The organism is Rathayibacter sp. AY1H3, assembly GCF_002932015.1.
In genome coordinates this window covers 69527-84233 of record NZ_PSUU01000004.1, presented here as the reverse complement: position 1 = coordinate 84233, position 14707 = coordinate 69527, and the positions used below count along the sequence as shown (strand labels likewise).

The window sequence follows — 14707 nt, the reverse complement described above, 5'->3', positions numbered from 1 at the left end:
GGGGAGGAATGCACGGATGCGCCTGGAATAATGCCGCGGTGACCTCCCCCACCGAAGGCCTGCTCGATCCGCTGCATCCCCTCTCCGCCGGCCGCACGGCCGACTCGCTGCTCCTGCGCGCCTACCGCTCCGAGCGGGGCGAGAGGACGCCCGTCTGGTTCATGCGCCAGGCCGGCCGCAGCCTCCCGGAGTACCGGGCCCTGCGCACCGACACGAAGATGCTCGACGCCTGCCTCGACCCGGCGCTGGCGAGCGAGATCACCCTGCAGCCGGTGCGGCGCCACGGAGTGGACGCGGCCATCTTCTTCAGCGACATCGTGATCCCGCTGCGGCTCGCGGGCGTCGGCGTCGACATCGTCCCCGGGCGCGGTCCGGTGCTCGAGAAGCCGGTGCGCACGGCCGCCGACGTCGCCGAGCTCGCCTCGATCGACCCGTCCGTCCTCGACGAGACGCTCGAGCCCATCCGCGAGGGCGTGCGCCGCACCGTCGCGGGCCTCGGCGACACCCCGCTCATCGGCTTCGCCGGCGCTCCCTTCACCCTGGCCGCCTACCTGGTGGAGGGCGGCCCGTCCAAGGACCACCTGCGCGCGCGGACGATGATGCACGCCGACCCCGCCGCCTGGGCCCAGCTGATGGAGTGGACCGCCGAGGTCACCGGCCGCTTCCTCCGCGCGCAGGTGCTCGCCGGGGCCAGCGCCGCGCAGCTCTTCGACTCCTGGGCCGGGGCGCTCTCGCTCTCGGACTACACGACCCACGTCGCTCCCGCCTCCGCGCGCGCCCTCGTCCACGTGCGCGACCTGGCGTTCGACCACGGGGAGACGCGCCGCAACGTCCCGATCGTGCACTTCGGCGTCGGCACCGGCGAGCTGCTCGGAGCGATGCACGGCATCGGCGCCGACGTGGTCGGCGTCGACTACCGGATCCCGCTCGACGAGGCCAACCACCGCCTCGGCGGCTTCGTGCCGGTGCAGGGCAACGTCGACCCGGCGCTGCTGACCGCGCCGTGGGAGGTCCTCGAGTCCCACGTCGACGACGTGCTCCGCCGGGGCCTGAGCGCCCCCGCGCACGTGCTCAACCTCGGCCACGGCGTGCCGCCCGAGACCGACCCCGACGTGCTCACGCGCCTCGTCGCGTTCGTGCACGCCTGGCGGCCGTGAGCGAGGAGCGCCCCCGCGACGCGGCGTCGTACGACGTCGCCGTCGTCGGCGGCGGAGTGGCGGGGCTCGCCGCCGCCGCGGAGTGCCTGCGCATCGGCCTGCGCGTCGTGGTGCTCGAGGCGGGGGAGCGGGTCGGGGGCTCGGTCTCCCCGCTCGCGCTGGCCGGCGCTTTGCTCGACGCGGGCGCCGAAAGCTTCGCCACCCGGGGCGGCCACGTCGAGCGGGCGCTCGCCGCGCTGACCCTCGACGGCGTCCCGCTCGCCGAGTCGATCGTCGAGCCGCGGACGCACGGCTCGTGGCTGCACCTCTCGGGCGGCCGCTCCGTGCCGTCGCCCCGGGCCGGCATCCTCGGCATCCCCGGCACGCCGCTCGCCCCCGACGTCGTGCGGGCAATCGGCCGCCGCGGCGCCTGGCGCGCCTGGCTCGACACCCTGATGCCGGTGCTGCGCATCGGCCGCGCCCACTCCCTCGCCGAGCTGGTGCGCACCCGGATGGGCGAGCGCGTGCTCGAGGACCTGGTCGCGCCGGTCGTCTCCGGCGTCTACTCGAGCCGGCCGGACGACATCGACGTCGACCTCGCCGCACCCGGACTGAACGGCGCGCTCACCCGCGCGGGCTCCCTCGCCCGGGCAGTGGCCGCCCTCCGCGCGAACCTCCCGGCCGGAGTCGCGGTCCGCGGGCTCGAGGGCGGGATGCACCGCCTGGTCGCCGCGCTGGTCCAGCGGATCGACTACCTCTCCGGCGAGATCCGCACCGGAGCCTCCGTGCAGCGGCTCGAGGGCTCCGACGGGGACTTCGTCCTGACCCTCGCCGACGGCGCTCTGAGCGCCCGAGCGGTGATCGTCTCGACCCCGGAGCGCGACGCCCGGGCGCTGCTGGCCGGCCTCGCCCCCGCCGTCGCGGAGCGCGCCGACGAGGCGCCCCACGACTCCGTCGAGCTGGTGACCCTCGTCCTCGACGACGCCCGCCTGGACGCAGCCCCCCGCGGCTCCGGTGTGCTCGTGGCGCCCACCGCCACCGACGTCACGGCCAAGGCGATCACGCACGCGACCGCGAAGTGGGACTGGCTGGCCGCCTCCCTCCCTCCCGGGCGCCACGTGCTGCGCCTCTCCTACGGGCGCCCGGGCGAGCGCCCGCCGCTCGAGGGGCGCACCGATGCCGAGGCGGCGGCGATCGCCCTGCTCGACGCCTCGACGCTGCTCGGACTCGCCCTCGATCCGGCGTCGCTCGTCGACTCCGCCCGGGTGAGCTGGGCCAACGTCCGGCCCGCCGCGGCGCTGGGCCGCCGTGCGCACCTGGAGGCGTTCCGCGAGGCGCTCCTCCCGATCGAGGGAGTCGCCGTGACCGGCACCTGGATCGCGGGCACGGGCCTCGCCTCGGTGCTCCCGCACGCCGCCGAGACGGCCGCCCTTATCCGGCGCCGACTGGTGCGTCAAGGAGTCGGGCTGCCGAGCGACGCCCGCGACGCCGACGGCTACTCTTAGGCCCAGGCATCCGCGCGAGCGCGCGGCGTGCCCCGGCACGAGTGGTCACCGACCGCGTGGACGATCGCGAGAGCGACCCAGGACGAGGAGTAGGCGTGAAGGGCAAGATTCTTTTCGTGGCAGGAGCCGCAGCCGGGTACGTGCTGGGAGCACGCGCCGGCCGCAAGCGGTACGAGCAGATCGCCTCGGCGGCAGGCCGCTTCTGGCGGACCCAGCCGGTGCAGGACGTCGCGGGCGCCGTCGGCGGTGCTGCGAAGACCCAGCTGAGCAGCGTCTCGGACAAGGCGTACGAGGTCGTGCGCTCGGTGGTCGTCAAGGCCGTGTCCGGCGGCAGGAAGGCCCAGGGAGCGAGCGACGCGGAGGCGTCGGCCGCCGCCCGCAAGGCGGCCTCGAAGGTCGATGAGGCCGCGGCGTCGGCCGGCTCCGGCGGGTCGACGACGTCCACCTCCACCAGCAGGGCCTAGTGCTCATCCCCCCGGCCGTGCCAGGCGCGCGCCGGCCGGCACGTCCCACCCTCGAGGAGCTCCCGTGGTGAACGAACGCAATCCCAAGAACGCCCGATCACTGGGAGAGCTGGTCAGCGACCTGCCCGGCCTCGTGATCGAGCTCGTCAAGGCCGAGGTCGCCTCGCTGAAGAACGAGCTGGCGGGCAAGGCGAAGAGCGCGGGTCTGGCCGTCGGCCTGTTCGCGGTTGCGGCCTTCCTCCTCCTGACCGCGTGGGCGACGCTGGTCGCCTTCGCGATCATCGGCATCGCCTCCTGGCTTCCGGCCTGGCTGTCGGCGCTGATCGTGACGGTCTTCTTCCTCCTGGTGGCCGTGATCCTCGCCCTCGTCGGCGTGCGCACCATCAAGAAGGCCGTGCCGCCGGTGCCGCAGGACTCGATCGACAGCATCAAGAAGGACGTCCAGGCGTTCAAGGGAGTGGGCAGCTATGACAACTGAGCGATCCGTCAGCAGCACCACGCCCCGCTTCGTCGACCCGGCGGAGCTGAAGCCCGGCCAGCTGAAGGCCGACATCGAGCGCGCTCGCTCCGAGCTGGCCGCGACCCTCGACGCGATCGAGTACAAGGTCAACGTGCCGCGCAAGGTGCGCACGGCCCAGCGGACGATCGAGCGCAAGCTCCAGGTGGTGCGCCGCCAGAACCCCTCCGCGCTGATCGCCGGAGCGGTCGGCGCCGCCGCCGCCGTGGGCCTCGTCGTCTGGGGCGTCGCGAAGCAGATCATCGAGGACTGAGCGCCGGAGGGCCCGGGGTGCTAGCGTCCCGGGCCCTCCGGCGCCAGAGCCCCCGCCGCTTTTGTGCATCGGCACGAGCGGAGGGATGATGGATCAATGACCGATCAGACCGCCGGCACGGCGGGTCCCGTTCAGTCCGCCCCCGACACGAGCGCCGCCGCTCCGGCGCCGCAGCCCCCCGCCGATCAGGATCACTCCGATCAGGCCCTGGGATACACGCTCTGGGCGGTTCTCCGCAGGGATCCCGCACGTCCGTTCACCCTCTCCAGCGACGCCGTGGATCCGGCGGTGAAGCAGTACGAGCACCTCGTCGCCCAGCTCGAGGGCGAGGGCGTGACCGTCCGCGGCACCTACGACGTCTCGGCCCTGCGCGCCGACGCCGACATCATGCTGTGGCTCACGGGCCCGGCGCCCGAGGAGCTGCAGCGGGCCTACCGCGAGCTGCGGCGCACGGAGCTGCTGGTCGGCCTCCTGCCGACGTGGAACGCGATGGGCGTGCACCGCGACGCCGAGTTCAGCTCGAACCACCTCCCCGCCTACATGCGCGGGAAGGCGCCGGCCCGCTGGCTCACGGTCTACCCCTTCGTCCGCTCCTACGAGTGGTACATCCTCCCCGAGGAGGAGCGCCGCGCGATGCTCGCCCAGCACGGGCGCCAGGGCTCGCGGTTCCGCTCCGTCCTGACCAACACGGTCGCCTCGTTCTCGCTCGGCGACTACGAGTGGATCCTCGCCCTCGAGGACGAGGAGCTCGTCAACCTCGTCGACCTCATGCGCGACCTGCGCGCCACGGAGGCCCGCCGCCACGTGCGCGAGGAAGTCCCCTTCTACACAGGACGGCGCATCGACGCCGACCAGATCGCCGAGGTGCTCCGATGAGCGACACGACCAGCGAGCCGATCCTCGTCCGCGGGGCCACCCCTGCGGCGGCGTCCGGCCCCGAGCACGTCGAGGTCCCCGTGGCCTACGACGCGATCCTCCTCGCCGGCTTCGGCGGGCCGGAGGGTCAGGACGACGTCATCCCGTTCCTCCGCAACGTCACCCGCGGCCGCGGCATCCCGGAGGAGCGCCTCGAGGAGGTCGCCCACCACTACCGCCACTTCGGCGGCGTCAGCCCGATCAACGCGCAGAACCGTGCGCTGAAGAAGGCGCTCGAGGCCGAGCTCGCGAACCGCGGCATCGACCTCCCCGTGCTCTGGGGCAACCGCAACTGGGCGCCCTACATGAGCGAGGCCGTCGCCGAGGCGAAGGAGCGCGGGTTCACCAACCTGCTCGCCATCGCCACCAGCGCGTACTCCTCCTTCTCGTCCTGCAGGCAGTACCGCGAGGACTACGCGGCGGCGCTCGACGCGACCGGCCTCGAGGGCGAGCTGCGGATCGACAAGGTGCGCCAGTTCTTCGACCACCCCGGCTTCGTCATGCCGTTCGTCAAGGCCGTCCACGACGGGCTCGACGAGCTGCGCGAGCGGATGCCCGACCTCGATGTCACGTCCGAGGTGGAGGTGCTGTTCTCGACGCACTCGATCCCCATGGCCGACGCCGAGCGCAGCGGACCCCACGAACGCCACGACGACGGCACCGTCGTCGACGTGCACGAGTTCGGACCGGGCGGTGCCTACGAGGCGCAGCACCTCGCCGTCGCCGAGGTCGTCATGGCCGCCGCCACGGACGAGGACGTGCCCTGGCAGCTGGTCTACCAGTCGCGCTCCGGCCCGCCCACCCAGCCCTGGCTCGAGCCGGACATCAACGACGCCATCGCGGAGCTGCCGGCCCGCGGCCGCCGCGCGCTGCTGATCGTCCCGCTCGGCTTCGTGTCCGACCACATGGAGGTCATGTGGGACCTCGACAACGAGGCCCTCGAGACCTCGGAGGAGCACGGACTCGTCGCGCTCCGCGTCGCGACCCCCGGCACGGACCCGGTCTACGTCTCCGGCCTGATCGACCTGGTCCTCGAGCGCGTCAACGGCGTGCCGACCGAGGACCGGCCCTCGATGACGGCCCTCGGCCCCTGGTACGACGTCTGCCGCCCCGGCTGCTGCGAGAACGTGCGAGCGGGGTTCAAGCCCGCCCTGGCGGGAGTCGCACCGTGATGAGGAGTCGTCTGTCGTGAGCATCAGAGTCGGCACCCGCGCGAGCGCGCTCGCGGTGGCGCAGACCCGGATGACGGCCGATCTGATGTCGGCCGCCGCGGGGGTCCCCGTGGAGCTGGTGCGCATCGAGTCGGACGGCGACCGCATGCGCGGCTCGCTCGCCTCCCTCGGCGGCACCGGCGTGTTCGTCAGCGCTCTGCGCGACGCGCTGCTCGCCGGGCGCTGCGATGCGATCGTGCACTCGTTGAAGGACCTGCCCACCGCTCCGGTGGAGGGCCTGCTGCTCGGAGCGGTCCCCGAGCGGGAGGACCCGCGCGACGCGCTCTGCGCCCGCGACGGGCTCACCCTGGCGACCCTGCCGGTCGGAGCCCGCGTGGGCACGGGCTCGCCCCGCCGGCGCGCGGCGCTGCTGGCCGCCCGTCCGGACCTCGAGATCGTGGACATCCGCGGCAACATCGACACCCGGCTCCGGAGGGTGCTGCCCGGCAGCGACTCGCCGCTGGATGCGATCGTGCTCGCCCTGTCCGGCCTGCGCCGCCTCGGCCGGGTCGACGCGATCACCGAGGTGCTCGGCTTCGACGTCTCCCCGCACGCCCCCGGTCAGGGAGCGCTGGCCATCGAGGTGCGCGACGAGGAGCCGTCGGAGGAGCTGCGTGCCGCTCTCGCGGCGGTCGAGCACGTGCCGACCCGCGCGGCGATCACGGCCGAGCGGTCGCTCCTCGCCTCCCTCGAGGCCGGGTGCGCCGCTCCGATCGGAGCCTCCGCGGTCGTCGAGGAGGACCGCGTGGTCCTGCACGGCGTGGTCTTCGCCGTCGACGGCACGGCGTCCCTCGCACGGGAGGTCGCGGAGCCGGTCGATAACGGTTCGGTCGGCGGTGGTCGACACCGGGCGGATCCGCAGTATGGTGGTCGCGAACTGCCCGTCGTCGAAGCCGCGTTCCGTTGCGGCTCTCTGCTCGCTGACGCGCTTCTCGGTGCGGGTGCCGCCGAACTCGCACCCCTGGGAGCCCCTTCGTGATCGTCCCCGCCGCCTACTCCCAGTGGGAGAAGCCGTTGCAGGGGTGGCGCATCCTCGTCCCCCGCGGAGGCCCGTGGGGGGACGGTGTCGCCGCCGCTCTCCGTGCCAAGGGAGCCTCGCCCGTCGTCGCTCCGATGATCAACTTCGCGCCGACCGACGACTTCCCCGCGCTCGAGCAGGCCCTCGCCGACCTCGAGGCCGGCGCCTTCGACTGGATGACCGTCACGAGCGCCACCACGGTCGACGTCCTCTCTCTCCTGCGCACCACCGTGCCCGCGAGCACCAAGGTGGCGGCGGTCGGCGAGACCACGGCGGCCGCGCTCGTCGCCGCCGGCTACTCCGTCGACCTCGTCCCCTCCGAGGACAACTCCGCCCGCGGCCTCCTGGCCGAGTGGGAGGAGGCCACCGGCGGCCGGCACCCCCTGCGCGTGCTGACGCTGCGGTCCGAGATCGCCAAGCCGCTGCTCACCGAGGGCCTCACCCGCATCGGGCACGACGTGCGCTCCGTGGTCGCCTACCGTACGGTCGGCGTCCCGGTGGAGGAGCGCGTCGTGGCGGATGTCGCCGGCGGAGCCGTGCACGCGATCCTCGTCACCTCGGGCAGCGTGGCGGAGCAGGTCCAGAAGCAGCTCGGCCCGGTGCCCGAGTCGATCCTCGTCGCCGCGATCGGCCCGCAGACCGCGAAGGACGCCCGCGCCTTCGGCCTGCGCGTCGACGTCGTCGCCGACGAGCGCTCGGCCTCCTCCCTCATCGACGCGGTCGCCGCCGTCGCCACGGAGCGCGCTCCCCGCTGAGCCGCCTCCCCGGCGCGACGTCGGCCGGGAGGGGCGGGCCTCGCCCCGCAGGCCAGGGATCCGCCTCTCGGCTGATGTCGTGCGTCCGGAGCACCTCCACGGGGTGAGGCGTCCGCGCTCCCGGGAGGTGCTCGGCGGGGCGGGATTACGCTGGAGGACATGACTGCCATCCGCCCGCGCCGCCTCCGCACGACCCCCGCACTCCGCCGTCTCGTCCAGGAGACGCGCATCCACCCGGCGCAGCTGATCCTGCCCCTCTTCGTGGCCGAGGGGACCACCGAGGCCCGGCCGATCGGGTCGATGCCGGGGGTGATGCACCACTCGCTGGACAGCGTCCGCGGAGCGGTGACGGAGGCGGCCGAGGCGGGGATCGGCGGCGTGATGCTGTTCGGCGTGCCCACCACGCGCGACGCGGTCGGCTCCGGTGCGACCGACCCCGACGGCGTGCTCAACGCCGCGACGCGGGTCGTCGTGGAGGAGGTCGACGACGCGCTGGTCGTGCAGACCGACCTGTGCCTGGACGAGTTCACCGACCACGGCCACTGCGGCGTGCTCGACGACCGCGGGCGCGTCGACAACGACGCCACGCTCCTCCGCTACGAGGAGATGGCGCTCGCCCAGGCCGAGGCCGGCTCCCACCTGCTCGGGCTCTCGGGGATGATGGACGGCCAGGTCGGAGCGATCCGCGCCGCTCTCGACGGCGCCGGGCACCTCGACACCGCGATCCTCGCGTACTCGGCGAAGTACGCCTCCAGCTTCTACGGTCCGTTCCGCGAGGCCGTGCAATCCACGCTCGAGGGCGATCGCCGCACCTACCAGCAGGACCCGGCGAACCGCCGCGAGGGCCTGCGCGAGGCGACCCTCGACCTCGCCGAGGGTGCCGACGTGGTGATGGTGAAGCCCGCCATGAGCTATCTCGACGTGCTCTCGGACGTCGCCTCCGTCTCGGACGTGCCGGTCTGGGCGTACCAGGTGTCGGGGGAGTACGCGATGATCGAGGCCGCCGCCGCGAACGGCTGGATCTCGCGCGAGCCGGCGATCCTCGAGTCGGTCACGGGGATCCTCCGCGCGGGGGCCGACGCGGTTCTCACCTACTGGGCCGTCGAGATCGCTCGCGACCTGCTGAGATAACCGCCTCCTCCTCCCGGGAGCGAGCCTCGGCATCTCGTCCGAAAGCGCCTCTCCGGCGCGAGGGCGCCGGGCGGCGCGCGTACCCTGGAGGGGTGACCACCTCGGCGAACGACACCCTGTACGAGCGTGCCCGGCACGCGATCCCCGGAGGCGTCAACTCGCCCGTCAGAGCGTTCCGCTCGGTCGGCGGGACCCCGCGCTTCATGGTCTCGGCCGCCGGCCCGTACATCACGGACGCGGACGGGCGCGAGTACGTCGACCTCGTCTGCTCCTGGGGCCCTGCCGTCCTCGGGCACGCGCACCCCGAGGTCGTCGCGGCCGTGCAGGAGGCGGCCGCCCGCGGTCTCTCGTTCGGCGCGTCCACTCCCGCCGAGACGGATCTCGCCGAGCTGGTCGAGGCGCGGATCACGGCCGGGGGAGTCTCGCCGATCGAGAAGCTCCGCCTGGTCTCCACCGGCACCGAGGCGACGATGACGGCGATCCGCCTCGCCCGCGGCGTCACCGGCCGCGACCTGCTGATCAAGTTCTCCGGCCACTACCACGGCCACTCCGACGGGCTGCTCGCCGATGCCGGCTCCGGTCTCGCGACCCTCTCGCTGCCCGCCTCCGCCGGCGTCACGGCCGCGACCGCGGCCCAGACGATCGTGCTGCCGTACAACGACCTCGAGGCGGTGCGCGCGGTCCTGGCCGAGCGTGGCGCCGACATCGCGGCGGTCATCACCGAGGCCGCGGCCGCCAACATGGGCGTGGTCGCTCCGGACCCGGGCTTCAACGCGGCCCTCGCCGAGCTCGTGCACGCGAACGGATCGCTGCTGATCATGGACGAGGTGCTGACCGGCTTCCGCGTGAGCGCCGGCGGCTGGTGGGGGCTCGAGAACCGCGGCGCCGAGGCTCCGTACCGGGCCGACCTCTACACCTTCGGCAAGGTCATCGGCGGAGGGATGCCGGTCGCGGCTCTCGGCGGCCGTGCGGACGTCATGGACCACCTGGCGCCGCTCGGGCCGGTGTACCAGGCGGGCACCCTCTCCGGGAACCCGGTCGCGGTGGCCGCGGGCATCCGGACGCTGCAGCTGGCCGACGACGCGGTCTACGCCTCGCTGGACGCCACGGCGCTGACGCTCCAGCGCGAGGTGTCGGCGGCGCTGACGGCCGAGGGCGTCGCGCACACGGTGCAGACGGCCGGGAGCCTCTTCAGCTTCATGTTCACGGACCTGGGCCGGCCGGTGCGGGACTACGCCGAGGTCCAGGCGCAGGAGTCGTTCCGCTACCCGGCGTTCTTCCACGCGATGCTCGACGCGGGCGTCTCGCTGCCGCCGTCGGTGTACGAGGCCTGGTTCGTCTCGGCCGCGCACGACGACGCGGCGATCGGGCGCATCGTGGACGCGCTGCCGGCGGCGGCGAAGGCCGCGGCGGCCGCTCGGGCGTAGGCTCCGGGGCCACCCGCGGATCAGGCGGGGGGCCCGCCGCACCGGATCTCCGGGCGGCGGACGTTCCGCGCGCCCGGCCGCCGGCGTGCGGCGACCGGACAGGGGCCCTCAGCCCCGGCGCGAGACCGACTTCGGCAGCACGAACACCAGCGCGAAGGCGGCGACCGCCATCAGGGTGCTGAGGAGCATCGCGGGAGCCGCGGCGTCGAGGAAGCCCGAGGCGACCGTGTCCGGACCCGTGATGACGAGGCTCCCGAACAGCACGCTGCCGATGACCGCGATGCCCACGGCCGAGCCGATCCGCTGGATCGCCGAGATCACGCCGCTCGCCGCGCCCGCGTCCTGCGGGTCGACGGTCGAGACGATGAACTGCACGTTCGGGGCGATGAAGAAGCCGTTGCCGAGGCCCGCGATCAGCAGCGGCGGCAGGAGCTGCCAGTTGCTGATCGAGTCCGGGGTCGCGGTCAGCAGCACCAGCCAGACCCAGCCGAGCCCGACGGCGAGGAGTCCGCTGCCCATCACCAGGACGTTGCGGCCCAGGCGCGCGGTCATCCGGTTGCTCTGCGAGGAACTGATGATGCTGCCGATCGCGAAGGGGATCGAGACCAGGCCCGACTCGAGCGCGGTGTGGCCGAGGCCCGACTGCCAGAGCAGCGAGATGGTGAAGAAGATGCTCGTGAAGGCGGCGAAGTAGACCAGCGCGAGGATCACGCCTCCGGTGAAGGCCGGGTGGCGGAACAGCGACGGCGGCACCAGGGGAGCGCGGCCGCGGCGGACGTGGAGGACCTCCCATGCGCCGAACGCGGCGAGGAGCAGGACTCCGCCGGCGATCGAGAGGAAGGTCCACAGCGGCCAGCCCTCGTCCTCGCCCTGGATGAGCGGGACGAGCAGGGCGACCAGGCCGCCGGAGACGAGCACGAGGCCGAGCCAGTCGACGCCTCCGCTCGGGGCGCGGTCGCCGGCCTCGAGGTCGCGACGGGCGGGGAGGAGGACCGCGGCGGCGATCAGGGTCGCGACGCCGATGGGCAGGTTCACCCAGAAGACCAGGCGCCAGCCGTTCTCGTCGCCGAAGGCCTGGATGATCAGGCCGCCGATGATCGGGCCGAGCGCCGACGAGACGCCGAGGACCGCGCCCATCACCGCGAAGGCCTTGCCGCGCGAGGGACCGCGGAAGAGGAGCTGGATGTAGGCGTTGACCGCCGGGACGAAGACGCCGCCCGCCAGGCCCTGCACGATGCGGGCGATGACGAGCTGGGTGTCGTCCGCGGCCAGTCCGCACGCGAAGCTGGCGACGGTGAAGAGGGCGATGCCGCTGACGAAGACCCACTTGTGCCCGAAGCGGTCGCCGAGGCGGCCGGCGGGGATGAGGGCGAGGCCGAACGCGAGGGCGTAGCCGGAGATGATCCAGGAGAGCGTCGACTCGGAGGCGTCGAGCGTGGTGCGGATGGTGGGCAGCGCCACGTTCACGATGGTCGTGTCGAGCAGGGCGATGAACATGCCCGCGAGCAGGACGATCAGCGAGCGCCAGGCGCGCTTGTCGGGGGCGGGAGGGGCGCCGGTCGATCGGGCGGTCGACGTCTCGGTCATCGCAGGAGTGCCTTTCGAGCAGGGGGGGAGGGGTGGTCCGTCAGACCTGTTCGAGGGACGCGACCGGATGTGAATGCTCGCAGGAGAAACCGGGTTTCCGCACGCCGGGATCTGTGGGGGCCTTCAGGCGGAGGGCGCGCCGCAGGCTCGCCTCGCGGGGCGTCAGCGGATGCGCGACTCCGCCAGACGGGCGCAGTCGATGCAGAGCTCGGCCGTGGGCCGGGCGGCGAGGCGGGCGGCCCCGATCGGGCGGCCGCACGAGGCGCAGTCCCCGTAGCCGCCGGTGCCGAGGCGGGCGCGAGCGGCGTCGAGCTCGCGCGCCGTGCGGGCGAGAGCGTCGCGGACTCCGGCCATCCGCGACCACTCGGCCGAGAGCGGCGTGCCCTCCGGGTCGTGCTCGTCATCGGCGGTGCCGTCGGCACGGTCGCGCAGGAGCTCGGCCAGCGAGGCCTCGAGCCGGGCCGCCTCGTCGCGCGTCTCGGCCTGCCGCTCGGCCAGCAGCGCGTCGAGGAGGCGCGCCTCGTCCGGATCCATCGGCATCCGACCATGCTGCCACCCACGCGAGCGGCGGGGCATCGTTGTGCGATCCGGCGCTGACCCGGCGGCGGGCGGCGGGGCAGACTAGAGGCATGCCCGTCGTGACCGTGCTCCCCGACCGCCTCGAACTCCGCCTCACCGCGGCCGAGCGACTGCTCGCGTTCCACCGCAGCGACGTCGTCGTCGACCGGTCGAGCATCCGCTCGGCGACGGTCACCGAGGACCCCTGGATCTGGGTCCGGGGCATCCGCGCGCCGGGCACCGCGGTGCCGCTCACGCTCGCAGCCGGCACGTGGAAGTTCCACGGCGGCAAGGACTTCCTGCTGATCAAGCGCACCGCCTCGGCCGTCGTGATCGACCTGGTCGACGAGGACTACTCCCGCCTGATCGTGAGCACCAAGCACGCTCCCGAGCTGATCGCGGCCCTCCAGCTGGGGACGACGACCGCGGCGATCCCCGTGATCGAGACCGACGACCTCGTGATCGTCCCCGAGGTCGCCGAGCAGGCGGAGCGGGCCCAGGCGGCCGCCGCGGAGAAGCGCGCGAAGACGAAGGCGAAGGCGGCGGAGGCCGCGGCCGTGGCCGCGGAGGCGGCGGGTCCGGCGACGGTGGTCGAGGGCCGGGAGGCGGCGAGCGGCGGGAGCGCGGCGGCCGCGGCTCCGGAGGCGGACGGCGCCGCGGAGGACGTCGCGGCTCCGACGGAGTCAGCAACGGGGGCCGCTCCGAAGAGCCCGAAGGCCACTCCGAAGGCCGCTCGGAAGACGAGTGCTCGGACCGCCGCGAGCACGCCGGCCGGGTCCGGGGGTTCCGCGCCCGTGGACGTCATCGGCTCCGAGCCGATCGAGTCCGCAGCCCCGGTGAAGCCCGCGGAGCCGAAGCCCGCCGAGCCGAAGCCCGCGGGATCGAAGCCCGCCGAGCCGAAGCCCGCGGGATCGAAGCCCGCCGAGCCGAAGCCCGCCGGATCCGAGTCCGCCGAGCCCGCCCCCGCGAAGCCGGGGCCGGCCGCGAAGCCCGCGCCGAAGCCCCGCACGCCGGCGAAACCCCGCGCCGCGCGCCCCGACTCCTCCGTCGGTCACGCGTCGGCCGAGCCGAGCGGCGCCACCGAGGCCGCGGAGTAGCGCACCGCCGCACGAGCAGCAGCCACGCAGCGCCGGCCGAGGCGCCCCCTCCTCCACGCTCGAGGCGGGCGGACGCCCTCCGCCGACGCCGTGCCCTCAGGCGCGGACGTCCACCAGCGTCCGACCGTGCGAGCGGCCGGCGAGCACGTCCTCGGCCGCGTCGACCGCCCCGCCGAGCGGCACCGTCGTCGTCAGCTCGTCGAGCAGCTCCAGGTCGAGGTCGTGGGCGAGGCGGCGCCAGGCCTCCTCGCGGAGCTTGCGCGGCGCCTCCACCGAGTTGATGCCGGCCAGCGTCACTCCGCGCAGGATGAACGGCATCACGCTCACAGGCAGGTCCGGGCCCTGCGCGAGACCGCACGCCGCCACGGTGCCGCCCCACCGCGTCTGCGCGAGGGCGTTCGCGAGCGTGTGCGAGCCGGCGGAGTCCACCGCTCCCGCCCAGCGCTCGGACTGCAGCGGCTTCCCGCCCTCCTGCAGCTCGGCGCGGTCGATGACGTCGGAGGCGCCCAAGCGCTGGAGCAGAGCGCCGTGCTCGCCGAGCCGGCCGGTCGAGGCGACGACCTCGTGGCCCAAGCGCGCCAGGAGCGCGACGGCGAGCGACCCCACGCCTCCCGAGGCCCCCGTCACCAGGACGGGACCGCTGCCCGGCCGCACGCCGTGCCGCTCGAGCGCCAGCACGGCCAGCATCGCCGTGAAGCCCGCGGTGCCGATCGCTCCGGCCCGTGCCGCCGAGATGGCGCCGGGCAGCCGGAGCAGCGACGCGGAGTCGACACGCGCCCGCTCGGCGAGCCCGCCGTCGTGGCGCTCGCCGAGGCCGGCGCCGTTGAGCACCACCCGGTCGCCGGAGTCGAAGCGCTCGCCCGCCTCGCCGTCCGCGTACTCCACGGTGCCGACCAGGTCGATGCCGGCGACGAGCGGGGTGCGGCGCACGATCCCGGGCCGCCCCGCCAGCGCCAGGGCGTCCTTGTAGTTGACGCTCGAGTACTCGACGGCGATCGACACGTCGCCGTGCGAGCGGTCGGGGTCGTCGCGCTCGAGGAGGCGGGCTCGGTTGGCGGTGTCGGTGTCGGAGTCGGAGTGCCGCTCGACGACGATGGCTCGGTACATGGGCCCACGCTACGCCCGCGGGCCCG

The 14707-nt window shown here is 74.1% G+C and carries 15 protein-coding genes; 12 read left to right on the top strand and 3 right to left on the bottom strand.

The genetic code is table 11. The features are described 5' to 3' along the window. The first annotated feature begins 8 nt into the window (after positions 1 to 8). The 11 genes from hemE (at position 9) to hemL (ending at position 10332) form a co-directional block, all read left to right on the top strand. A complete protein-coding gene (gene hemE, locus C5C33_RS03310; protein ID WP_104260413.1) occupies positions 9 to 1157 on the top strand; it encodes a uroporphyrinogen decarboxylase in 1149 nt (382 codons plus the stop codon). Continuing rightward, entirely contained in the window at positions 1154 to 2641 is a 1488-nt protein-coding gene (locus C5C33_RS03305; protein WP_258069169.1) for an NAD(P)/FAD-dependent oxidoreductase, read from the top strand. Before hemE ends, C5C33_RS03305 begins: the two co-directional genes overlap by 4 nt. Positions 2642 to 2757: 116 nt before the next feature. Next, on the top strand, positions 2758 to 3105 hold the full coding sequence (locus C5C33_RS03300) for a YtxH domain-containing protein (RefSeq protein ID WP_146076886.1): 348 nt from the start codon (positions 2758 to 2760) through the stop codon (positions 3103 to 3105). 67 nt (positions 3106 to 3172) lie between these two features. Then, entirely contained in the window at positions 3173 to 3583 is a 411-nt protein-coding gene (locus C5C33_RS03295) for a phage holin family protein (RefSeq protein WP_244229489.1), read from the top strand. Continuing rightward, the gene (locus C5C33_RS03290; protein WP_104222879.1) at positions 3573 to 3875 is read left to right on the top strand and encodes a DUF3618 domain-containing protein; all 303 of its coding nucleotides are present in this window, start codon (positions 3573 to 3575) and stop codon (positions 3873 to 3875) included. Before C5C33_RS03295 ends, C5C33_RS03290 begins: the two co-directional genes overlap by 11 nt. Before the next feature lie 96 nt (positions 3876 to 3971). Then, positions 3972 to 4751 (top strand): hydrogen peroxide-dependent heme synthase, encoded by a 780-nt coding sequence (hemQ, locus tag C5C33_RS03285; RefSeq protein ID WP_104233087.1) that lies wholly within the window; start codon positions 3972 to 3974, stop codon positions 4749 to 4751. After that, positions 4748 to 5962, top strand: a complete 1215-nt coding sequence (locus C5C33_RS03280; RefSeq protein ID WP_104226143.1) for a ferrochelatase — start codon at positions 4748 to 4750, stop codon at positions 5960 to 5962. The genes hemQ and C5C33_RS03280 overlap by 4 nt, the downstream gene beginning before the upstream one ends. A gap of 16 nt (positions 5963 to 5978) precedes the next feature. Next, positions 5979 to 6980, top strand: coding sequence for a hydroxymethylbilane synthase (hemC, locus tag C5C33_RS03275; protein WP_104249903.1), 1002 nt, complete (start codon positions 5979 to 5981; stop codon positions 6978 to 6980). Then, complete coding sequence (locus tag C5C33_RS03270) at positions 6980 to 7774, top strand: uroporphyrinogen-III synthase (protein ID WP_104222950.1); 795 nt, start codon at positions 6980 to 6982, stop codon at positions 7772 to 7774. Before hemC ends, C5C33_RS03270 begins: the two co-directional genes overlap by 1 nt. A 159-nt stretch (positions 7775 to 7933) precedes the next feature. Further along, positions 7934 to 8905, top strand: coding sequence for a porphobilinogen synthase (hemB, locus tag C5C33_RS03265; RefSeq protein ID WP_104246921.1), 972 nt, complete (start codon positions 7934 to 7936; stop codon positions 8903 to 8905). 92 nt (positions 8906 to 8997) lie between these two features. Continuing rightward, the gene (gene hemL, locus C5C33_RS03260; protein ID WP_104246920.1) at positions 8998 to 10332 is read left to right on the top strand and encodes a glutamate-1-semialdehyde 2,1-aminomutase; all 1335 of its coding nucleotides are present in this window, start codon (positions 8998 to 9000) and stop codon (positions 10330 to 10332) included. 108 nt (positions 10333 to 10440) lie between these two features. Here hemL and C5C33_RS03255 read toward each other — a convergent pair whose 3' ends face one another. Continuing rightward, the gene (locus C5C33_RS03255; RefSeq protein ID WP_104257675.1) at positions 10441 to 11919 is read right to left on the bottom strand and encodes an MFS transporter; all 1479 of its coding nucleotides are present in this window, start codon (positions 11917 to 11919) and stop codon (positions 10441 to 10443) included. Positions 11920 to 12081: 162 nt separating this feature from the next. Then, positions 12082 to 12459 carry a TraR/DksA family transcriptional regulator gene (locus tag C5C33_RS03250; protein WP_258060010.1) on the bottom strand — a complete coding sequence of 126 codons (378 nt, stop codon included), beginning with the start codon at positions 12457 to 12459 and terminating at the stop codon, positions 12082 to 12084. A gap of 89 nt (positions 12460 to 12548) precedes the next feature. Between C5C33_RS03250 and C5C33_RS18905 the strand changes: the two genes are divergently transcribed. Further along, positions 12549 to 13574: a hypothetical protein gene (locus tag C5C33_RS18905; protein ID WP_258069168.1), complete on the top strand. Its 1026-nt coding sequence runs from the start codon at positions 12549 to 12551 to the stop codon at positions 13572 to 13574. Between the two features lie 96 nt (positions 13575 to 13670). Here C5C33_RS18905 and C5C33_RS03240 read toward each other — a convergent pair whose 3' ends face one another. Further along, positions 13671 to 14681, bottom strand: coding sequence for an MDR family oxidoreductase (locus C5C33_RS03240; protein WP_104260411.1), 1011 nt, complete (start codon positions 14679 to 14681; stop codon positions 13671 to 13673). Positions 14682 to 14707 lie beyond the last annotated feature (26 nt).